Origin of the sequence: Pseudanabaena yagii GIHE-NHR1, from assembly GCF_012863495.1 — a bacterium.
GTDB lineage: Bacteria > Cyanobacteriota > Cyanobacteriia > Pseudanabaenales > Pseudanabaenaceae > Pseudanabaena > Pseudanabaena yagii.
In genome coordinates this window covers 717718-739225 of record NZ_JAAVJL010000001.1, presented here as the reverse complement: position 1 = coordinate 739225, position 21508 = coordinate 717718, and the positions used below count along the sequence as shown (strand labels likewise).

The 21508-nt window shown below is 44.1% G+C and carries 19 protein-coding genes; 8 read left to right on the top strand and 11 right to left on the bottom strand.

All coding sequences use genetic code 11. From position 1 onward, the window contains the following. Window positions 1-9 precede the first annotated feature (9 nt). Complete coding sequence (locus HC246_RS03620; RefSeq protein ID WP_169362200.1) at window positions 10-1293, bottom strand: Glu/Leu/Phe/Val family dehydrogenase; 1284 nt, start codon at window positions 1291-1293, stop codon at window positions 10-12. Window positions 1294-1650: 357 nt separating this feature from the next. On the opposite strand from HC246_RS03620, the gene HC246_RS03615 reads away from it, so the two are divergent. From HC246_RS03615 to HC246_RS03595, 5 genes are all read left to right on the top strand, one after another. Beyond that, on the top strand, window positions 1651-2778 hold the full coding sequence (locus HC246_RS03615) for a cache domain-containing protein (protein ID WP_169362199.1): 1128 nt from the start codon (window positions 1651-1653) through the stop codon (window positions 2776-2778). Between the two features lie 49 nt (window positions 2779-2827). Continuing rightward, on the top strand, window positions 2828-3904 hold the full coding sequence (locus HC246_RS03610; RefSeq protein WP_169362198.1) for a ligand-gated ion channel: 1077 nt from the start codon (window positions 2828-2830) through the stop codon (window positions 3902-3904). 321 nt (window positions 3905-4225) lie between these two features. Beyond that, window positions 4226-5533, top strand: a complete 1308-nt coding sequence (gene thrC / locus HC246_RS03605; protein WP_169362197.1) for a threonine synthase — start codon at window positions 4226-4228, stop codon at window positions 5531-5533. Window positions 5534-5676: 143 nt separating this feature from the next. Continuing rightward, on the top strand, window positions 5677-6405 hold the full coding sequence (locus tag HC246_RS03600; protein ID WP_169362196.1) for a tRNA1(Val) (adenine(37)-N6)-methyltransferase: 729 nt from the start codon (window positions 5677-5679) through the stop codon (window positions 6403-6405). A gap of 137 nt (window positions 6406-6542) precedes the next feature. Then, window positions 6543-6992: a VOC family protein gene (locus HC246_RS03595; RefSeq protein ID WP_169362195.1), complete on the top strand. Its 450-nt coding sequence runs from the start codon at window positions 6543-6545 to the stop codon at window positions 6990-6992. 8 nt (window positions 6993-7000) lie between these two features. Here the strand turns inward: HC246_RS03595 and HC246_RS03590 are convergent, their stop codons facing one another. The 9 genes from HC246_RS03590 to HC246_RS03550 form a co-directional block, all read right to left on the bottom strand. After that, entirely contained in the window at window positions 7001-7567 is a 567-nt protein-coding gene (locus HC246_RS03590; RefSeq protein ID WP_263972433.1) for a protein tyrosine phosphatase family protein, read from the bottom strand. Next, the gene (purE, locus tag HC246_RS03585) at window positions 7567-8088 is read right to left on the bottom strand and encodes a 5-(carboxyamino)imidazole ribonucleotide mutase (protein ID WP_169362194.1); all 522 of its coding nucleotides are present in this window, start codon (window positions 8086-8088) and stop codon (window positions 7567-7569) included. The genes HC246_RS03590 and purE overlap by 1 nt, the downstream gene beginning before the upstream one ends. A gap of 155 nt (window positions 8089-8243) precedes the next feature. Next, entirely contained in the window at window positions 8244-9152 is a 909-nt protein-coding gene (locus HC246_RS03580; RefSeq protein ID WP_169362193.1) for an alpha/beta fold hydrolase, read from the bottom strand. A 7-nt stretch (window positions 9153-9159) separates the two neighbouring features. Then, the gene (locus HC246_RS03575) at window positions 9160-9936 is read right to left on the bottom strand and encodes a hypothetical protein (protein WP_169362192.1); all 777 of its coding nucleotides are present in this window, start codon (window positions 9934-9936) and stop codon (window positions 9160-9162) included. 58 nt (window positions 9937-9994) lie between these two features. Continuing rightward, window positions 9995-11506 (bottom strand): peptidoglycan-binding domain-containing protein, encoded by a 1512-nt coding sequence (locus HC246_RS03570; protein ID WP_169362191.1) that lies wholly within the window; start codon window positions 11504-11506, stop codon window positions 9995-9997. A 124-nt stretch (window positions 11507-11630) separates the two neighbouring features. Continuing rightward, the gene (locus tag HC246_RS03565; protein ID WP_169362190.1) at window positions 11631-12416 is read right to left on the bottom strand and encodes an ABC transporter ATP-binding protein; all 786 of its coding nucleotides are present in this window, start codon (window positions 12414-12416) and stop codon (window positions 11631-11633) included. A 51-nt stretch (window positions 12417-12467) separates the two neighbouring features. After that, window positions 12468-13823, bottom strand: a complete 1356-nt coding sequence (locus HC246_RS03560) for a formylglycine-generating enzyme family protein (protein ID WP_169362189.1) — start codon at window positions 13821-13823, stop codon at window positions 12468-12470. A gap of 60 nt (window positions 13824-13883) precedes the next feature. Next, entirely contained in the window at window positions 13884-15377 is a 1494-nt protein-coding gene (locus HC246_RS03555) for a DASH family cryptochrome (protein WP_169362188.1), read from the bottom strand. A 103-nt stretch (window positions 15378-15480) separates the two neighbouring features. After that, window positions 15481-16422 (bottom strand): amino acid ABC transporter permease, encoded by a 942-nt coding sequence (locus HC246_RS03550; protein ID WP_169362187.1) that lies wholly within the window; start codon window positions 16420-16422, stop codon window positions 15481-15483. A 104-nt stretch (window positions 16423-16526) separates the two neighbouring features. Here HC246_RS03550 and HC246_RS03545 point away from each other — a divergent pair, with 104 nt between their 5' ends. From HC246_RS03545 to HC246_RS03535, 3 genes are all read left to right on the top strand, one after another. Beyond that, complete coding sequence (locus tag HC246_RS03545; protein ID WP_169362186.1) at window positions 16527-17453, top strand: TIGR04168 family protein; 927 nt, start codon at window positions 16527-16529, stop codon at window positions 17451-17453. Between the two features lie 85 nt (window positions 17454-17538). Next, entirely contained in the window at window positions 17539-17937 is a 399-nt protein-coding gene (locus tag HC246_RS03540; protein WP_169362185.1) for a sugar ABC transporter permease, read from the top strand. A gap of 6 nt (window positions 17938-17943) precedes the next feature. Beyond that, window positions 17944-19848: a caspase, EACC1-associated type gene (locus HC246_RS03535; protein WP_169362184.1), complete on the top strand. Its 1905-nt coding sequence runs from the start codon at window positions 17944-17946 to the stop codon at window positions 19846-19848. A gap of 354 nt (window positions 19849-20202) precedes the next feature. Here the strand turns inward: HC246_RS03535 and HC246_RS03530 are convergent, their stop codons facing one another. Next, entirely contained in the window at window positions 20203-21255 is a 1053-nt protein-coding gene (locus HC246_RS03530) for a DUF1176 domain-containing protein (RefSeq protein ID WP_169362183.1), read from the bottom strand. Between the last annotated feature and the right edge of the window lie 253 nt (window positions 21256-21508).

Here is a 21508-nt window from a genome sequence, read left to right as displayed (position 1 = left end):
ATAGCTTCCTTATTGAGCATAGTAAGCGCGTGTGCCTTTAGCCTCGATCGCTTCACTTAACCTTGTTAGCGCATGAACATAGGCGGCAGTTCGCATGGAGATCTGTTTTTGCTCAGCAATCTTCCAAATTCTGAGGGTTTCAGCAACCATACTTTGCTTGAGGCGATCGTTTATCTCTTCAATTGTCCAATAAAATCCACTACGATTTTGTACCCATTCAAAATAACTAACGGTGACACCACCCGCATTGACTAAAATATCTGGGAAAACCATAATTCCTTGTTGCTCTAGAATTCGATCCGCCGCAGGAGTCACTGGTCCATTGGCAATCTCGAAAATATACTTAGCGCGAATTTGATGGGCATTAAGTTCCTTAATTTGATTTTCCAATGCCGCAGGAATCAAAATATCCACATCTAGCTTTAACAGTTCCTCATTAGTAATCTTGGTATGTTCGACAAGATTACATACAGAATCCTGACAGTAAACTGCCTGAAAGCTGCGTGTTGAATTTTTGTAACTGATAATGCTCGGCACATCTAATCCCTGTGGCGTATAGATACCGCCCTTAGAGTCACTTACCGCCACAACTTTATACCCTGCTTTGCTGAGCAGATCGGCGATCGCTGCACCAACATTCCCAAATCCTTGGATCGCTACTGTGGTCTGTTCCCTTTGCTTATTGAGTAATGGCAGCAAAGTCTCAATCACAAAAAATGCTCCTAAGCCAGTTGCGGTTTCTCTGCCAACACTTCCACCCATCGCTAAAGGTTTTCCAGTAATTGCCGCAGGACAGAGCCGACGTTGAATATTGCTATATTCATCTACCATCCAGCCCATAATGGTCTGATTAGTCTGTACATCTGGGGCGGGAATATCCACATCGGCTCCCATAAAATCCGCGATCGCATCAATATAGCCGCGACTGAGACGTTCTAGCTCGAACTTCGATAATTGCTTGGGATCGACAGCAACACCACCCTTTGCGCCCCCAAAGGGTAAATTCACGGCTGCACATTTAAAAGTCATCCAAAAGGCTAGGGACTGTACCTCATCCATATTCACATTGGGATGAAACCGAATTCCGCCTTTAGTCGGTCCCCGCAAATCGTTGTATCGTACCCGATAGCCTTGAAAGACCTTTAAGGTTCCATCATCCATTCGCACAGGAATAGAAACCTGTAAACTTGCTTTGGGCGATTTGAGTCGTTCGATCGCATCTTCGGAAATATTAACATGGGCGATCGCATCGGCAAGCCTGATACTTGCTTGATCAAATAAAGATTCTGACACCGATAACTCCAGCGTATTGTGATAAAACAACGCTCACAAAAATCTTATACCAAATTTGGTAGTGAACAAAATTTTCAAGATAGGCGGCGCTTTGCACCGCCTATCTTGAAAATTTATAGCAATGCTTGAGTTAGTTGGGACAAATCATTTGTAGATTTTTAGGTTTGTGGAAGCGCACCCCTTCGGGGTGCGCTTCCACAAACCATTTAGGATTGCTATATTTTTAGAAGTTCAAATCTTATTAAATAGTTTTTGCAAAGGCTTGTTTTATAAGTTTTTGCAAAGGTTTGCAAAAACTACTTAACTCTTGATACTGTTATAATTTCTATCTATTCTTAAGTTCTATCGGATATATTCATGCAGTTAAGGATTAAGGTTCCATTACTAATTACGCTGATCACTTTCATTGCTTCTCTTCTACTGACCTTATTCTTTTACCAAACATCTCTGCAATCAATTGAGAATAACCAAAAAGAGGAACTAGCAACTACAGTTACTTTAATTCAGAAATATACCGATGAACAGACTAAAAAAGCCTTGTCTAGGGCTGAGCTAATCGCTTCTCTACCATCAGTTCAACAGGCTTTTCGAGCTAAAGATCGTGACCAACTAGCTCAGATTCTTGTTCCTACGTTTTTAATTCAACGCGATCGCTACGAAGTCCGTGACGCTCATTTTCATTTAGCACCAGCGACATCATTCTTACGCTTATTTTATCTGAAAAATTATGGTGAAGACATGAGTAGTTTTCGAGAAACAGTAGTAATTACCAATCAAAAACAAGAACCACAAAGTGGCGTAGAAATCAGTCGGCATGGACTAAATATTCGAGGTGTTGTCCCTATCTCTGATGCTCAAGGCGCGATTGGGAGTTTTGAGGTCGGCATGAGTTTTAATGGTGTTTTAGAAGCGGTTAAACAGGTAACTGGATTTGAACTAGGAGTATTTGTTGACAATGAACTGATGACTAAAGTCGCTACAGGATTGCCTGCACCTGAAAGCGATCGCGTAATTGGTGGCTTAAGACATGAGAGTTCTACTAACTGGGGATTTATCCGTCCATTGCTCACACCTGATGTATTGCGTAAGGTCAATGATGCGACTGTAAAGGTTCAGAAAATTGATGGCATTGATTATGGGATTGCCTTAGTTCCTTTACTAGATTTTAAAGGTAAAAAGATTGGTGTAATTGTTGCTGGCAAGAGTTTTCAGGTTTTGATGGGTCAAGCTAATGCGATTTTAGTCAATTCTTTAGTGATTGCTCTATTTGAGGTGGTCGTCTTAGCAGGAACTTCAACAATTCTATTTAATGGCTTACTGATGCGCCCGATAGTTGTAGTTGGCAGTTATATTACCAGTTTAGCGATCGGTGATGCCGTTGCAAAATCGATAGAAGATCTGGCTATTCGTAAGGATGAGGTTGGCAAAATTGCGAGGGGATGCGAGTTACTCCAACAAAAATTGAAAGAAGAGAGCAAAGGTTAGAATCACAATGCTTAAACTCTATCGGTTCCTTATTCTGTTTGGACTTTGCGTGCTGCTAATTCTGACAGGTGCAAAGATTGCCTATGCTCAAGAACAATCTGCGCCTCCAGTCACGCCAGTTCCGAAACCCACTGTGATTGCTAAACCAACCAATGAGTTTCCCTCCAATGTTCCCAAGCCGATCAAGGTAGAAGTTGCTCTCGTCATTAATAATATCTCGAAGATTGTGGATGCGACGGGTACATTTACCGCAGATATTGATTTGCGCCTGCGTTGGTACAATCCAAATCAAGCCTTCGACCCGAAAACTACTGGCACTAGTGAGCAAAGTTTTGTCGGTGACGATGCTATTAACAAATTAGCGACGATATGGAACCCAAAAGTTGCGATCGCCAATTTAGCAGAGAAACCACTAAAGCAAGAATCAGAGCTTTATTTGAATGCTAATGGTACGGTGATCTATCTCCAGAGATTAACGGTCACTTTAGAGGCGAAGTACAAGCTTGCGAATTTCCCCTTTGATATTCAAACTTTACCGATCCGTCTGATCTCCAAATACAACAGTAATAAGATCGTCTTTTGGCAAACCCAAGACGACATTGATTTTTCGGGTATTCCACAGGAAATTCGCTTGTCAGGTTGGAATACGGGCGGAGTTAGCTTTGTGCCGTCAAGCTTTAAGGGTTTAGATGGCGATCTCCATCCCCAACTAGAAGCGCAGATTTCTATGAAGCGCAATCCTGCGAGTCATTTACCTAACGTATTTATCCCCCTGTTTTTAGTGTTATTAGTACCCACAATTGTGGCGCTATGGACTAATACGGATCTCGATAAGCGCATTTCGGCATGGGCAGGTAGTATTTTGACTATGGTTGCCCTTAGTTTCACCCTATCGGTGCGTTATCCTGCTTTGGGAGTGGAAAATGTCTTTTTTCAAGTGATATTTCTAGGATTTGCCTTCCAGTTTCTTGGACTAGCCGCTAACGCAACGATTATGAATCCATCCCTCGAAAAGCTATTTGGTGGCAAATACATTGTGGCTGAGATCTCTAATTTCCTCCGTTGGAGTTTACCTCTAGGTCTAATTATCTTAATCACCCGTGTAGTTTTACTCGCTTTGCCATAGCTTTGCCATCAATAACACGAGTTCGGGATAATTTGAAACGAGCATTGAGAGAGGGTTTGCTACGCAAACCCTCTCTCAATGCTCAAAAGTAAAAGCCTTGCTTAGCAAGGCTTTTACTTTTGAGCTTTTAAAATTTGCCAGCTTAACCCAAACTGACGTTAAATAAAAAATTAGAGCCGCTAGCGGCTCTAATTTTTTTATGCAATCTATATCCGACTAATTTAGTCTGGTATATTTGACGACTATAGACCCATATGTTAAGGTTCATTTCAATCAAAGAAATCAAAAAAACTTTTAGCGACTAAAAGGGCGACCAAGAACATGACAGCAACCATTGCTACTCCTTACACCAGCGAGCGTGTTGATACCTTCAGTAATCTCAAATGCAAAGAGTGTGGTGCAGAGTACGAAGCCAAGGCAATGCACGTTTGTGAATTGTGCTTTGGTCCTCTAGAAGTTGCCTACAATTATGATGCGATCGCTGCTAGAGTCAGCCGTGAAACTATTCAAGCTGGCCCCCTCTCCATCTGGCGCTATCGTGATTTTCTACCCGTCAAGACTGACAACTATATCGATGTATCCACAGGCATGACTCCCTTGATCAAGGCAAACCGCCTTGCTAAGCGTCTCGGCATCAAAAATCTCTACATTAAGAATGATGCTGTGAATATGCCCACCTTGAGCTTTAAGGATCGTGTGGTTTCGGTTGCTCTCAGCCGCGCCCGTGAACTTGGTTTTACTACCGTTGCTTGTGCAAGTACTGGTAACCTTGCCAACTCCACTGCGGCGATCGCAGCCCATGCAGGCTTAGAGTGTTGTGTCTTTATCCCCTCTGACCTCGAAGCAGGTAAAGTTCTTGGTACAACCATTTACAATCCTAAAGTTTTCTCCGTCCATGGTAACTACGACCAAGTAAACCGTCTTTGCTCAGAAGTAGCGAATACTCACGGTTGGGGCTTTGTGAATATTAATCTCCGTCCTTACTATTCCGAAGGTTCTAAGACCCTTGGTTATGAAGTAATCGAACAACTTGGTTGGAAGCTTCCCGATCACATCGTCGCACCTTTGGCTTCTGGTTCTCTCTTCACCAAGATCTACAAAGGCTTCAATGAGTTTGTAAAGGTAGGCTTAGTCGAAGACAAGCCCGTTCGTTACAGTGGCGCACAGGCTGAAGGTTGTTCTCCGATCGCTTCAGCATACAAGGAAGGTCGCGATTTCATTACCCCTGTTAAGCCTAAGACAATTGCTAAGAGTTTGGCGATCGGTAATCCTGCTGATGGTATTTATGCGATCGACATTGCCCACAAGACCAATGGCAACATCGAATCGGTAAACGATGATGAAATCATCCAAGCAATGAAGTTACTTGCGGAAACCGAAGGTATCTTCACCGAAACTGCTGGCGGAACCACAATCGCTGTACTGAAGAAGCTAGTGGAAGCAGGCAAGATTGATCCTGAAGAAACCACTGTGGTTTATATCACTGGTAACGGTTTGAAGACTCAGGAAGCAGTTCAAGGTTATGTTGGCGAACCCTTCTTGATTGAACCTAAACTTGATAGCTTCGAGCGTGCGCTAGAGCGTTCTCATACATTAGAGCACCTCGAATGGCAAACTGTCTCTGTTTAATATTTATAGCGCTTTGCGCTGACTTGAAGTTGTTGAAAGGTTGGCAAATCCACTCTTTCAACAACTTTCTTAGTCTAAGCATTAACTAAAAAGCAGCGCAGGGCGCTGCTTTTTAGTTTTTTAGAGATCTAGTTTTTAAGCATATGGGAAGGCAAAACCACTCTTTCTTCTTTAAACAATTTGCGATCTATCAAGATCAATGTGCGATGAAAGTGGGGACGGATGGAATTTTATTGGGAGCATGGGTGAATATTCCTGAGAATGCCCAAATCTTAGATATTGGCACTGGTACAGGATTACTCGCCTTGATGCTGGCGCAGCGATCGCAAACTTCGGCGATCACCAAAATTGATGCAATCGAAATTGATGATGCAGCCTATCGACAGGCTCAGGATAATATTCAAAATTCACCTTGGGGCGATCGCATCAATATCTATCATGGAAAAATTCAGGACTTTGCGATTACTTGTCCCCAACAATACGATCTGATTATTTCTAATCCGCCATTTTTTGAAAAAGCCTATAAAGCCTTAGAAACATCGCGAACCTTAGCAAGACATGGCGACAGTCTGTTACAAACGGATATTCTCCACATAGCTAGTCGCTTACTCAAACTAGATGGACATTTAGCAGTAATTTATCCAACAGATTTAGCACATAAGTTTTTGAGTAAGGCTAGAGAGTTTGGTTTGTGGTGCGATCGCCAAGTAAATATCAAACCAATGCTACATAGTTCTATCAAGCGGATTGCCTTAGAACTAAGCAAAACACAATTTCCTCCGCAAGAAACTACGCTTACAATTGAGGAAAGTAAACATATTTATACAGAAGATTACATCTCTTTAGTTAAAGACTTCTATCTAAATTTGTAGGTAAAAGCCAGAGAAATTTTTGAAAGCGCGGCTTCGCCGCGCTTTCAAAAATTTCTCTTTACTACTTCAAGTGTAATATCGCTACCTATTGGTCAACCTAGCTAGAGCTAAATCCCATGCCATCTAATAGTTCAACTATGCCATCTACGCACCCTGCGATCGCGCAGGGTGCTTTACGAAGAGTGCATCACATTGCTTTGAATGTGCGGGATATGCAGGCTTCCTGTGATTTTTATGGCAATATTTTGGGACTGCATAAACTTGTTGGGGATGAGGTTCCCAGTACGCTGATCGATTTAGTCGCAGCAGGCAAAGTGGCGAATTTTAGAACTCCCGATGGCACGATTCTCGATTTATTTTGGGAACCAGAACTTACGCCGCCCGATCCCGATCCACAGCGACAATTTACTCGTGCTAATCATCTCGCCTTTGATATTGCACCTGAGTTGTTTGAGCAAGCGGTGGCAGTATTGCGATCGCACCAAGTCCAAATCGAGGGTGAACCTGTTACTCGTCCCACTGGTAGAGGTATTTATTTCTATGACCCCGATGGATTTCTGATTGAAATACGCTGCGATCCTAGTTGATACAGAACTCACAAGGTGAGTTTTGTATCAATGAAATTTTGCCAAGTCTCATTGGGTTTCCAGATTTTATGTAAATCACCGATCGCCTGTTCATGTTCACAATTTAAGTGCAGGCGGCGATAGAGATAGATAAAGGCAGAAACGCGCATATTCTTAGCACAATGGACAAAGATTTTTTGATTTTGGCGTTGTTCCATTGCCTGTAGGAATTCATCTAAATCTGCCATCGTGGGACTTTCCCAATTCACAGGAATGGCAATATATTCCATCCCCAAGGATTGCACTAGTTGGTCTTCATTGGCGATCGCACCGTCAGAAGTCGGTAGCGCCAGATTAATCACGGTTTCGTAACCAGCATCAGCAATTGCTCGCAACTGCTGGACAGTTGGCTGTCCTGCCGTAGCGAGTTTGTCTGAAATTTGCAGGAAGTTGGTAATTTCTGCTAGGCGATCGCTGTCTTGATTCATAAATCGGTTCATAAACAACTTAGTTCCCATTTCTGTCTTAGCTGAGAAGATGAGGTATAGAATCAAAAATGTGATTCCTCCCAAAAGTTGAAGCCAACCATTATCCATTACATTTGCTGTAAATATTTTTCGCTACCCAGCGACTCTAATTTCTCTTGCTTTTCCATCACCATATCTTTGAGGGATGTGCGATAGGCAATCACCTGTTCGAGCAGTTCAGGATTATGACTAGCTAGGATTTGGACGGCTAGTAGTCCCGCATTATCGGCATTACCGATCGCCACAGTTGCCACAGGAATTCCCTTGGGCATCTGCACGATCGAATAGAGGGAATCTACGCCACTCAATTGACGAGTAGTAACGGGTACGCCAATTACGGGCAAAGGTGATAACGCGGCAACCATCCCTGGTAAATGGGCGGCTCCACCTGCACCTGCAATAATTACCCGAATACCGCGAGTATGGGCAGTTTTGGCAAATTCCACCATCCGTTCTGGTGTGCGATGGGCGGAGATAATTGCGACTTCGTGGCGAATATTAAACTGTTGGCAAATGGCGATCGCGCCTTGCATAGTGGGTAGGTCGGAATCACTACCCATGATGATGCTGACTTGGGGTTGATTGTTCATTATTGTTATGTGATCGGTGTCGTGAACTGAAGCAAGGGGCTTAAGAGACTTGCTATTAATTAAAGTACCTGTGGCTTCGACTCCGCTCAGCCAACGTTAGCTGAGCGAAGTCGAAGCTAGATAACTTTGGTGAGACATTTTTTAGCTGCAAGAGCCTAAGCCCCTTGTTCTAAAAAGTTGAGGATGGCTTGGGAGGTAATAGTGGGACGTTCTAAATGGGGAACGTGACCGCTATTATCAATCCAAACTAGCTTGTTATTGGGAATGATGGATTGGAACTTTGCTGCGTCTTTTGTGCCGAGAATGCGATCGCAATCGCCCCAGAGAATCAGCGTTTCTTGCTGTAAATAGGCTAACTGCTCAGCATAGGAACCATAGCCGCCACTCTTAGTAAAGGAGATTAGCGATTCATTCCAGCGTGGCATTGCTAAATGGAGTGCGGCGCATACCTCAGCATCACTAGTGACAAAACTAGGATCAGCATAGGCTTTGAGACTCACTTCTCGCCGAACTTTGGGACTTCGGAGAAAATCGGTTGCCATCCGATCTAAGGGTGGTACAAGGAACTTACCTGCGGCAGTTCCCTTTCGCATTCCTGCACTACCGATGAGAACTAGCTTCTTGACAACTTCAGGATAGGTGAGCGCAAAGTCAATGGCGGCAGCTCCACCCATCGACGCGCCCACGAGAATGATCGGCTTAGCGATCGCCGTTTTCCAGAAATAATAGAGATGGTCTTTGATCGTTTCAGGGCTTACTTGACCATCGACAAGGCGCTCGGTTAAGCCAAAGCCAAATAAATCCATCGCAAAGGTTTGATGTGTTGGCGCAAGCATTGGAATGAGGCGGCGAAACTCAAATAGAGAGCTATCAAAACCATGCAATAGCAAAATAGGCGCTCGATCATCTCTTGGCTGACCATCACAAACATAGCTCGTCAAAATCACTTCACTTGTAAAGGAGGTTGAGACTAAGCAAAATTGGATTTGGTCAGCAAGGGCGATCGAAGTCGCTTCTGTAAGTTGCGATCGCAGTGGGATCACTTCAGGGGGTAAATTGGACATTAACTATCTACAATGATTCCGAAATCTCATTACTTTCATTATTTAAAGTGAGAGCAGGTGGGGCTGCCTCTACTTTAGCTTGGCGATGTAAACGCATTTTTGCAAGGGTTGCTCCTGTAATCGTGGCATAAAAAGGGGTAAATCCTAGGAAAAACCAGAGAATCCCTCTCAAACTGCCCATGCCTCGAAAAATTAACATAATGGCGATTGCGCTAAAGAAGACTAAAGCGACATTCACGACAATCCACCAAAATAATCGTCGCTTAGGGACTGTATTACCTATACCATTCCAAAGAATCAGCCATTGTAAAATCCCTAATAAAAGCCCTGCTGCAACTAACCATAGGGAATTAGTGACTAATACGGGAAGGCGATCAATGATATTACTCTCAGCGAAAGACCCATCGGCACTGATCACAAATCCAAATTGGGCAGTATGGGCTAAACTCGTTGCCGCAAAGCCAATCCAAGACCAACCGAAGGTACTTGCCATAATCCACCATGCAGGCGATCGCAGAAAACGGCGCAAAACCAAATATTGCATTAAGCCTACAAATGCACCGACAACCAGAGAACCACTGACAATGCCAGTTGTAACGGGACAGGTAAGACTGCCAAAGCCTGTATGACAAATTTTTAAATCGATGAGGCGATCGCTTAGGTAAAGGACTCCTACAATGCAAGCGGGTATCCCTAAAATATTACCGATCGCAGTACCGACAAAGGTTGCAAGTACCCAGCGCCACCATAGACCTACAGCAGATAAAGGACGTTTTTTTTGCATTGTGTATTCTCATTCCGCCTTGATTTTGCTTTAGACAAAATTAAACTCACGATGATTCCTAGATTAGCTCTTCCGTTACAATCCTACGCAAAATTTCCGTAACTGTAGCAGCCATGCGGGAATCAATTTCTAAAGCTTCGCGATCGGGATCTTTGAGATCAAGGGCTGCCCTGAGGGTCATATTCACGGAACGAAACTTTGGTAAGGGCTGATCGTGGGATGTCGCAAGGCGATCTACAAATTGAATACAGGCAGTATAGGTCAGTTCTGAGCGTTTCCGTTGATCGCTATAGCCAAATCCCATTTTCGAGATCACGACGGGATCGCCAATAAAATATTGCAATCCCAAAGCGGCGATCGCCGCATCCACATATCTTGCCGTATCTTGCCCCATCGCATTGATTAAATTACTGAGGCTATGCCATTGAGCATAGGGTAAGCGATTGGTTGGCGGAATATGGCGATGCCATGACACTAAAGACATAACTCTAGTTAGATCGTATGCCGAAATTAAATTATCACCCCGATGCGGTTCCTTAGTGGGTGGAATTATGCTGTTACCGACAACATCTAGTAGTACGGGCTGCTCAATATAGGGCTTTTCGCCATAACGACCTTGAAAAGAGAGTTGATTATTGCCTGTAAGGGATATTAACCAGTTTTGTAATTCTAGAGGAGTTGCAAATTGCTTAAACATGGCAGCTAAAGAGTTAGAGGTCATCCCCTCCGAATCAACATAGTTACAAATACGCTGCGCTAGTTCTGAGAAAGAACGTGTTTGTTGCTTGCTACTCGGATCAGTGACCGCACAGTTTGAGATCGCCTGATTGGGTTCGGCTTGGTTTGCCTTACAAATGGTATATAGCAGGGGCAAGATCTTGGTCGAACTCCAAAACTGGGAATTTCTGAGAGGATTTTTGCCGATCCAACGGGCAAGCATCTGACCATTGACGACACTACCAATGCAGATACATGCCTCTTGAATGCTTTCATGGAGAAACTCTAACCCAATATTTTCGATATTCGGGATTTGTCCAAGGTTAGGATAGGGGCGAAAGCGCACCCTAATCTGAGTTCCCGCCAACATCGCAATTTCGCCATAGGAAACGACATTGACCCCATCAGGCAAAGTAGAGAGACGGGTAGAATAGGCAGGAATATGACCTAATAAAGGCGATGGGGCAAAGTTGCGATTGGGTAGGCTTTTCATCGATCCCGCCGCACAGCCCGTCACACCGCGATCGAGAAAGCCAAGGTGATTGGAATCGGCTTGCCCCATATTGACGAAAATGCGCTGGGAGTTGGTAAATTTTTGTAAGAGGCGATCGCCCTGTCCTAAAATTTCTAGCAAATGTCGGACTACCGCAGGAATTTGCAACAGGCTATTGGTAATTGCTTGGGAATTGGCATCTAAAATGGTGTCGATACTGAGGGCATTGGCAAACTGCACAAATGCAGCTTCGGTTAACTTGCCATAGATGCCATCTACTTCGCCATCGTATAACCCTAACTGGAGCAACCCTGCTTGAGCCTTGGTTAGTTCATCCAGCGAAAGCTTGATATCTGTCACCGCCATTAAATTCCTCTACAAAAAAAGCCTTAGTTTGATCGTAATAGTGGGACTTGACACATTACTATTACTAGTTTATCGAGAAGATTGACGATTTCAATGTGTTCCCAGACTCATTTGAGAATTAGGACTCAGGGGCAGGTTTTCCGAAATTACCCATACCTAAATACAGTTCGGCAACTTCAGGATCGTTTAGTAAATCAGTTCCCTTGCCTGTAAATTCATCTTTGCCCAAGTGCATCACATAACCCCGATCCGCGATCGCTAGAGCCTTACGGGCATTCTGCTCCACCAAAATAATTGATGTCCCCGTTTGATTGATCTTTTGGATCAAATTAAAAATGTCCTGTACCAAGATGGGTGATAAGGCTGCCGAGGGTTCATCCAAAATCAATAGCTTTGGTTCTAGCATCATCGCTCGCCCCATCGCCAACATTTGCCTTTCCCCACCTGACAATGTGCCCGCTCTTTGATTGCGCCGCTTCGCTAATACTGGAAATGTTTCATAAATTTTGTCCTTGAGATCCTTGATATTGCCATCACGGGTGTAAGCCCCCATATCTAAATTGTCGGAAATACTCAGCGACGGAAACACATTAGCAATTTGGGGGACATAGCTAATCCCTAGGCGCACAATTTGCTCTGGCTTCAGACCAATTAAGTTGCGATCGCCAAATAATATTTCCCCAGATCGCACTGGCACTAGCCCAAATATGGCTTTGGCAAAGGTGGATTTCCCTGCACCGTTGGAGCCAATCACCGTGACCAGTTCGCCTTCATAGACCGATAGATTTGCCCCTTGCAAAATATCTACGCCTTCCACATAGCCTGCCACAACATTACGGGCTTCAAGGATCAGGTTTTGGGAAATTTGGCGATCGCTTAGATCAGCAGATTGACTGGCATTCATAATTGGGATTAAACAATTGGCATTAAACGGCTGCAAGGTTAATATTATCTTTTATATTGCCGAAATGACCACACGGAAGCCGATGTCATTGTAGCGATCGCCTTGCCAATGCCAATCACGACTCGCTGAGCGACATAATTTTGCCTCGTTACTCCATGAGCCGCCTTTCCGCACGCGCCTGCCTGAATTTCCCTCAATCCAAGCTGAACCATCCGCAGGTGTGCCCTTAAAATTATCGTGCCAAGCATCCTCGCACCATTCCCATACGCCGCCGTGCATTTCGTAGAGTCCCCAAGGATTAGGAACTTTCTGTCCAATCGGTTGCGATCGCTTGTTGGAGTTATCGACAAACCATGCGTAATCTGCGAGTTGAGCAGGACTATCACCGAAATGGTAAGCCGTATTTGTGCCAGCACGACAGGCATATTCCCATTCCGCCTCACTGGGTAGACGGTAAGCATAGGCATGGGGCGATCGCGCAGTTAACCGACGACAAAAATCCTGTGCTTCGATCCAAGAAATATTTTCCATAGGCGCTTGCAAACTTTCGCGGAAATGGGCAGGATTGTTGCCGATAATCGTTACCCATTGCTCTTGAGTAACAGCAAATTTGGCGATATAAAATGCAGCCACTTGCACTTCTACTAATGGTGTTTCGTTATCCCGTTTGCCAATTTCATTAGGTGGTGCACCGAGCATAAATTTCCCTGATGGAATTCGCACCATTTCCAAATAAAGCCCATTACCAAAATCATCGCGAAAGGCTTTATCGCCTCTCTTGAGGGGATCGCTTGGTGGTTCAGGAGTTTGAGGACTTTCCACAATCACAATTGGTTTCGGCTGTGGTTTCAGTCTTTCTAAAAAGACCGCCAAGCTAAATCCTGCGATCGCTGAGCCAATATTGATCAGCAGTTGACGACGATTGAGCTTAATGGGGATTTGGGCTATGGACTTCACCAATGATTTAGCGATCGGGAGAGCCTTGAGTGTAGAAATATCGGAATCCTGTGGAGTTTTGTGGTCTGGTTTTAATAAATTCGGATCATTCCCAACTTGCTTAAACTTCTCACCAAATTCTTGATTAAATTCATCCAAATAGGCGTAACCTTCCAAATATTCACGCACTACGCAGTAATAATCATCGTCATTAAAAAAAGCCTGTACCTTCGGTGCAAGGGTATAGTTCTGTCCAATTTCATAAAGCTTAGTGGCGATCGCCTCATGCTGAAATCCATGCTCATTCGGTTCTGTAATTTGCCAGCAATAAATCACACATAGCGGCTTAGGCGTAACAGGGAGTTCCAAATTTTCCGCAAGATAAATTGATAAAGCGATCGCCCCAATTTGCTGACTACCAAGGGTTTGCTGAATGTGATAACGATTGCGGAGAATGGCATCTAAATTCATGAAATATATTTTATCGCAAATCAAAAAAACAGAGATGAGTGGCGGCGCAAGCGCCGCCACTCATCCCTTAGATTGCGATCCGTCGTAATTGGCGATGTAAATTTGCTCATTGGCTTTAGCTGAGGCAAATAGATCCACTACAGGATTGGGGTAATCAACGCCAAGGCGTACCTGAAAGCGTTTTTGCTCAATAGGTAAAAGTTTCCAAGGTTGATGTACTTTATTGGCTGGTAAGGCGGCAAGTTCTGGTAGCCAATGTTTGACATATTCCCCATGCGGGTCGTAGTCCTGAGATTGTTTATGGATATTGAAAAAACGGAAGCCTCTCGCATCATTCCCAATCCCTGCGGTATAGTTCCAATTTCCCCAATTGCTACAGGGATCATAATCAATTAGAATTGATTCAAACCATTCTGCTCCCATACGCCAATCAATGCCAAGATTTTTAGTGAGAAAACTTGCCACATTTTGACGACCGCGATTGGACATAAAGCCTGTAGCTGATAGTTCGCGCATATTCGCATCGACGAGAGGGAATCCCGTTTGTCCAGTTTGCCATAGTGCAAATCGCTCCCAATCTTGCCGCCAAGGGAGATCCATGCCACGTAGCCCTGCGCGATGGAACAGCTTATTTCCATGTTTTGCTGCCACAAAGCGGAAATAGTCTCGCCATAGCAGCTCAAAAATCAACCAATAGGTTGAGTCATTGGCAAGGCGATCGCTTTCATATTGTTTGACTTGAGCATAAATATAGCGAGGACTGAGACAGCCCAAAGCTAGCCAAGGCGAGAACTTTGAGGAATCATCAGCATTTAACATCCCATTGCGGGTTTGCTTATAGACCTGTAGGCGATCGCTTTGCCAAAAGTAATGCTCTAGACGTTTGATTGCGGCAGATTCGCCACCACAAAATTTTAAAACAGCGCGATCGCATGGCTGAGGTTCAGATAGTCCTAAGTGGGCTAGGTTCGGAATATCACCAACATCCAAATTATCAGGAAGAGGATTGAGACTATTTGGGGTAGGGAAGATTGGGAGTAATGTAAAATCAAGTTCTACCTGTTTTCGGAAATTAGTAAAGAGTTCAGGAAGATTTGCGATCGCAAAGGGTAGATCTTCAGGATGCAATAATGTACTTCCCCAAAAGCTGTGGATAGCGATATTCTGCTTTTTTAAGATCTTGCTAAGCTTGGTTTCTACAGTTGTTTCTTCTGAGGTGATTTCAGTATGGTAGTAGATTGAACTAATTCCCCATTGCTGGATGAATTCGGGTAAAACATCTTCAGGTTTGCCAATGCGGATAATCAGATCGGAGTTAAGCGATCGCAAGTTTGCGCGTAGATTTCCCACACTCTCGATTAAGAATTGGGAGCGAAAGGCTCCCGTTTTGGGGAAGCCAAAGGAAGTTTCGCCAAAGTGTCGTGGATCAAAGCAATAAATGGGAAATACATTTGCCCCCGTTTGCTGAGCTTGTTGGAATGCTCGATATAGAGTTTCGCAGTCATGGATTCGCAAGTCATTACGGAACCACACCAAGATATTTTGATTAGTCATACTTACCTGTCGGTAACAAGGGGCTTAGATTCCTTGTTACTAAAATTTATCTTTCTTCCCTAGCAGTAGAACAAGGGGCTTCAGCCCCTTGTTCTACAAACATTTATCTTTCTACGATTTGGAATTGACGATTAAGTAAGTTCATACTGGCGGAAATCGTGAGGCTAATCGCCAGATAGGTTCCCATGATAATTAAGATGACATTGACAGGTCTACCCGTTTGATTAATCGTGGTAGAGGCAATGCGATAGATATCTGTATAGCCGATCGCGATCGCTAGACTAGAATTTTTAGCAATATTCACATATTGACTGGTAAGTGAGGGGATAATCACCCGCAAAGCCTGTGGCAGGACAATTTTTTGCATGGTTTGGAAACTGCTTAATCCCAAAGCCTTGGCAGCTTCCGCTTGCCCCTTAGGGACTGAGAGAATCCCACCACGCACGATCTCCGCAATAAAGGCACTGGAAAACATGGTCAGTCCTAGTACAAGGGCGCAAAACTCAGAACTAATGGTCATTTTCAGTGCAGCAATCGTTAGTCCATCCTTCGCAAGAGTGGCAAAGCCAAGGGAGATGCGATCGCTAGCCGATGGCAGTGATAAAAAGATGGCGGAATACCAGAAAAAGAGTTGCAGTAGTAGTGGGGTATTGCGGAGAATCTCCACATATACACGCGCTAACTGTTTGAGTAACCAGTTATTCGAGAGTCGCGAAATGCCAACGGTGATGCCGATGACTGTCGCGGAAATGATACTAACCGCGATCGCTTTGAGGGAGTTAATCAAACCCACCTGTAAAGCGCGAGTATAACTGTCTGATGCACGGTAGGGGAAAGGTGTGTCGGCAATGTCAAAGGAGGCAGGATCGTTTAAAAAATCAAAACTAATGGCAAGTCCTGAACTTCGCATATTTCTAGCGAGGGTATTCCAAGCCAAGATGCTACAGGTGATAACAATTGCTAAAAAAATCAATTGTGCGAGGGTGCGCCAATTCCAGAACTGATTTTTTAAATTTGTGATGAACTTCCCATTACTAGCAGACATTGCTGGCATCGCTCCCAAAATGGATTAGATTTTAAGTTTAGCACTATCAAAAAGCGCTGTATACTTTAGATTGAATATCTTGCCCAATTCTCAGACTGGAAACTATGCCTAGGTCATCAATCAAAATAGCTGTAGTAGGTGATGTGCATGACTTATGGCAACCTATCGAAGATCGTTTGGCTCTGCATACATTACAAGTTGATTTAGTTCTATTTGTCGGCGATTTTGGGAATGAGGCAATAGAAGTTGTAGAAGCGATCGCTAATTTAGACTTGCCGAAAGCGGTCATTCTCGGCAATCATGATGCTTGGTATAGTGCTGTTGATCCTTATAGCAAAAGTCCTAACAAGAAACAATGTCCCTACGATCGCACTAAAGAAGATCGGGTGCAACGACAATTAGATCTTCTAGGCGAGTCCCATGTGGGTTACAGTTGGATTGACTTTCCCGAATTCAATCTCTCGGTGGTTGGTGCACGTCCCTTTAGTTGGGGAAGTTCTAAATGGAAGAAGAAATTTTTTTATCGTGATCGCTTTCAAGTTAATAGTTTTGCTGAATCGACGCAGCGCATTACCGCATCCGTCAGCAATGCGAAACATGACAATGTTATCTTTTTGGGACATAATGGTCCATCTGGACTAGGGGAAGAAGAATATTCGATTTGTGGTAAGGATTGGAAACCCATTGGCGGCGACTATGGCGATCCCGATTTTGCGGAGGCGATCGCGAAAACCTATCAAATGGGTAAATCTGTTCCCCTAGCTACTTTTGGGCATATGCATCACCATTTACGACTAAATAAAGATCGCCGACGTGAGGCGATCGCGACTAATGACATGGGGACAATTTTTTTCAATTCGGCGTTGACTCCCAGAATTGTCCAAACTAATGATGGATATTATCGGAACTTCTCGATTGTCACTTTAGAAGCTGGACAGGTCAGCCAGATATCGATTGTCTGGCTTGATGCGCTCTTGAAAGTAATTAACGAAGATATTCTATTTGTAGCAGAGCGACAACAAAAAGAGTGAGGTGCGAAGCACCTCACTCTTTTTGTTGTCGCTATAAAACTAGAGAAATTTTGATAAACTAATTTAATTGAAAATCTGGTGAATTATGGCTGTTAATGTTTGCGTTAACTTGGAAGTAGTCGATCTCTCATTGGATGCTGAAGATTTGCAAGGGGCGACACGTAATTTGCTAAAACAGGTTAGGGCAGTTGATGGTGTCGAAGAAGCCGATCTTGTTGCTGTAACGGACGTTCCTGAAGGGGCGATGGCTTTGGGTGGATTTGTGGTAGGACTGCTGACCGCAGAGGTGAGTGCGGCGAACTTGCAAAAGTTGGGCGGATTTCTCAAGGATCGGATCGTTGGCAAAACCTTGAAGATGTCGGTTGAGGCTTGTGGCAAGAAAATCGCGATCGAGGGTAGTAGCCAAGTAGAATTTGAATATGTGCTCCAGAAAGCTAACGAACAGATCGCGCGGTGGGCATCAGAAAGTCAATCAGGAAATTAGGTCTGCATGAAACGTTTGGCTTTGTTGGTTGGTACAAGTGAATATCCTGACTGTGAAAACCTTCCACCCTTGCATGGCTCTTTGTTAGATGTGGATGCGATGCAGCGCGTATTAGTGGCAAATGGTGAGTTTGCCGCAGAGGATGTTGTGGTTTTAAAAAATGCTTCGAGACAGGTGATCGAGGATGCAATTTACAATTTGTTTAATGTGCGCGATCGCCAAAAGGATGATCTGGTGCTGTTTTATTTTTCGGGACATGGGGTAGTTGATGAGGCTAATAAACTATTTTTAGGTACGCCTAGCACTCGTAAGGAGGGCAATAAAATCGTCAAACCAACGACTGTGGCGGCGACATATTTGCAGGAGGCGATGAATGATAGTAAGTCCCAGCATCAGGTGTTGATTTTGAACTGTTGCTTTAGTGGGGCATTTGCTCAGGGCATGACGGTGATGGATGATGGTTCGGTGAATCTCAAAAATCAGCTAGGTGGCAAAGGAAGAGCGATTTTAACTTCTTCGAGTTCGACGCAGTTTTCATTTCAGCCTGATGGGGAGATGTCGATCTATACACGCTATCTCGTGGAGGGAATTGAGACGGGAGCGGCGGATCGCGATGGCGATCGCAAGATATCCATTGATGAGTTGCATGAATATGCGGCGTTAAAGGTGTCGCAAGAGTCGCCAAATATGACTCCTGCGTTTTATCCAGTGGAGCAGGGTGGCAAGATTTATATCGCGAAGGTGGCTCAATCGAAGGATGATCCGCGACTGGTCTATCGGCGTGAGTTAGAGAGTCGGATGGTGGATGGTAAGTGGTCGATTCCTGCTAGACGCTTGTTGGACTCATTGCGAATTAATTTAGGATTGTCGGCAGAGGATGCGGAACAGCTTAAGACAGATGTGTTGAAGCCGATCTTGGCTAGGGCGCGTAAGCTCCAAGAGTATGAGGAGCTACTAAAGGAGATGCTAGCCGAACGGAATCCGCCAACGATGCAAGAGTTAAAAGATTTGCGGGACTATCAGAAGGATCATTTGAAATTGCGCGATGAGGATGTTGCGGATATAGATCGTCAATGTGGCTTGAAAGTGGTTGCTAGCCCAATAATTTTGATATCTAAAGAAGCTGATAAACCCAAAAAAGAATCTAATAATCTAGTTTTGGACTTGCCCAATGGCGTGAAACTAGAATTAGTGGATATCCCTGCGGGAAGTTTTATGATGGGAAGTGATGAATATGAAGATGAGAAGCCAATTCATCAAGTTACTTTGAAGGCTTTTAAGATGGGCAAATATCCGATTACCCAAAAGCAGTATCTTGCCGTCATGGGAAAGAATCCATCAAATTTCCAAGGTGATGAAAATCTTCCTGTGGAGAAGGTGTCATGGGATGATGCTGTTGCCTTTTGCAAGAAGCTTTCGGAAATGACGGGGCAGAAGGTGAAGTTACCGAGTGAATCGCAATGGGAATATGCTTGTCGGGCTGGAAGTACTGGAAAATATTGTTTTGGAGATGATGTTAGTCAATTAGAGAACTATGCATGGTATGCTAACAACAGTGGAGATAAGTCTCTGGATGCATTGGGAATCTGGAAAACTGATCAGGAAAATTACTGGAAACGCATTAATGATAATAAGTGTAGAACTCATATAGTAGGTGAGAAGCTACCAAATCCTTGGGATTTGTATGATATGCATGGCAATGTCTGGGAATGGTGCGAAGATGTATGGCATGAAAATTATAACCGTGCACCAACAGATGGATCTGCTTGGTTGAAAGATGGTGACCAAAAATTACACGTCTTGCGTGGTGGTTCGTGGGGCAACGTCGTTGTCGCTTGTCGTTCGTCGAATCGCTACAGGTTCCTTGCAGACGCTCGCGTCATCAATGTCGGTTTTCGAGTTGTAGTTTGAGTTTCTTTGTACTTGTTTGAGTGCGTGAGGACTTAATTCTTTACACTTTTTTCTTTTTTCTTTTCCCTCTTCATTAGCCCCCATTTAAAAACTGGTATTACGTGGAACTCAGGGTATGAATTTCTTGCTGCTAGCACAGCAGGGCAACCAAGGGGGGATTGCCCGTACCCGAATAATTTAAATTTGGGGTAGGGGCTGTGCCCCCGTGCCAGCCCCGATCCTGCAACATCGCAGGAATTCCTTCCAAGTAGCATCAGTTAAGAACTCAAGAGTTGCCCCCTAAATCCCCCAATTCTGGGGGACTAGATTCAAGTCCCCCAGAATTGGGGGATTTAGGGGGCTTAAATCAAACGCTTAAGGATAAATCACAGGCATATCCTGCACATATTTCCCATCACATTCATATTTTGCGCGAAACTCCTGTAAAACCATGCGATCGCCTTCTAGCTTATAAATCGCTGACGAGCCGCAGTCACCGACACCACGAAACTTAGTGAAATTGGTGAGAGTCTGCGATCGCACATTAAACCTTGGTAAACCAGCGATCGAGCGATCGGTAGTCCGTTTGGGCTTTTCGCCATTCTTTCCTTCTTGGAAACCATCAAAATCTAATGGAATCACACGGGGTTTAGGAGCGTCATCAATCCAAAGCACATATTCAAACGCGCCCTGATAAGCCGCTAAAAAGCATTGAATCTGGACTAGATACTTCTTGTCAGAGATCTGGAAAGCTTTAGAACCAATACCTCTTTTTCCATCCTCAGCACGGAAATTATCTTTACAAACTCCCAAACTTTCGCGATTATCAAGAACATATTGCAGAGGTTCAGCCGTAGAAGCATTAGCCGTAGTCGTATTAGAATTACCATTTCGCGCCAGATATCGCAACAACTGCTCCTCACTCAGCTTGCCATTTGGGAAGGTTACACGCAAGACAGGTTCAGGGTTTTGAGTGGTTGGCGCTTCGAGCGTATAGATATAACCATCATTCTTAAATTCGATCGTCCCAGACTTTTGGGGATTGTAATTCATTGCTTCCATATCCAAGCCACCGCTACCATCTTTGTTGCGACTGATGTAATAGCGAGGACGTTCTGGGGCACTAGCATCCGCACAAATATAAACTCGATAATTAGAAGTTTCACCATAGGCATAAGTTATCTTGGACTTGCCACAGGTACTATTATCGTCAAGCTCTTTGATATCACCAACAGCGATCGCCTTTGCCGCAGTCGCTTCAGCACTTACTTTCGGTGATGCTGAAGTAGTCGGGGATGGGGTTACAGCTTTAGTAGTTGTGGCGCTAGCACTAGGTGTTGGTAACGAATTAGTCGTCTCTGGACTACCACATCCCATAACGGTAAGACTTGCGAGCATCGCCATTAAACTGATTCGATTGGGCAACATGAATGCTTCTCCTTATTTCTTGTTAAGCTTCACTAAAACGATCATATAGTTAGATATAAAGGGTTTCGTTTTGCCTACGACAAAAGGAAAACTCAAAAACCTTACTCAGATTGATTTTTCATTTTCAAATAAGCATATAGCGTATACCAATCTAGTGAAGTACAGGTGTGTCCCTACCGAAGGCGGGAAAAATCCTCTACCTCGCTTGCTTGAAAAGCGCTACATGGTCATTTGAAAACTGCTATAGTGCCAA

Excerpts from the sequence above, each read along its gene's own strand:
- HC246_RS03530 (WP_169362183.1), bottom strand. The coding sequence starts at position 21,255 with ATGTTGCCCAATCGAATCAGTTTAATGGCGATGCTCGCAAGTCTTACC.
- HC246_RS03615 (WP_169362199.1), top strand. The coding sequence starts at position 1,651 with ATGCAGTTAAGGATTAAGGTTCCATTACTAATTACGCTGATCACTTTC.
- HC246_RS03555 (WP_169362188.1), bottom strand. The coding sequence starts at position 15,377 with ATGACTAATCAAAATATCTTGGTGTGGTTCCGTAATGACTTGCGAATC.
- HC246_RS03565 (WP_169362190.1), bottom strand. The coding sequence starts at position 12,416 with ATGAATGCCAGTCAATCTGCTGATCTAAGCGATCGCCAAATTTCCCAA.
- HC246_RS03580 (WP_169362193.1), bottom strand. The coding sequence starts at position 9,152 with ATGTCCAATTTACCCCCTGAAGTGATCCCACTGCGATCGCAACTTACA.
- HC246_RS03535 (WP_169362184.1), top strand. The coding sequence starts at position 17,944 with ATGAAACGTTTGGCTTTGTTGGTTGGTACAAGTGAATATCCTGACTGT.
- HC246_RS03595 (WP_169362195.1), top strand. The coding sequence starts at position 6,543 with ATGCCATCTACGCACCCTGCGATCGCGCAGGGTGCTTTACGAAGAGTG.
- HC246_RS03600 (WP_169362196.1), top strand. The coding sequence starts at position 5,677 with ATGGGAAGGCAAAACCACTCTTTCTTCTTTAAACAATTTGCGATCTAT.
- HC246_RS03540 (WP_169362185.1), top strand. The coding sequence starts at position 17,539 with ATGGCTGTTAATGTTTGCGTTAACTTGGAAGTAGTCGATCTCTCATTG.
- HC246_RS03590 (WP_263972433.1), bottom strand. The coding sequence starts at position 7,567 with ATGGATAATGGTTGGCTTCAACTTTTGGGAGGAATCACATTTTTGATT.
- purE (WP_169362194.1), bottom strand. The coding sequence starts at position 8,088 with ATGAACAATCAACCCCAAGTCAGCATCATCATGGGTAGTGATTCCGAC.
- HC246_RS03575 (WP_169362192.1), bottom strand. The coding sequence starts at position 9,936 with ATGCAAAAAAAACGTCCTTTATCTGCTGTAGGTCTATGGTGGCGCTGG.
- HC246_RS03545 (WP_169362186.1), top strand. The coding sequence starts at position 16,527 with ATGCCTAGGTCATCAATCAAAATAGCTGTAGTAGGTGATGTGCATGAC.
- HC246_RS03550 (WP_169362187.1), bottom strand. The coding sequence starts at position 16,422 with ATGTCTGCTAGTAATGGGAAGTTCATCACAAATTTAAAAAATCAGTTC.
- thrC (WP_169362197.1), top strand. The coding sequence starts at position 4,226 with ATGACAGCAACCATTGCTACTCCTTACACCAGCGAGCGTGTTGATACC.
- HC246_RS03560 (WP_169362189.1), bottom strand. The coding sequence starts at position 13,823 with ATGAATTTAGATGCCATTCTCCGCAATCGTTATCACATTCAGCAAACC.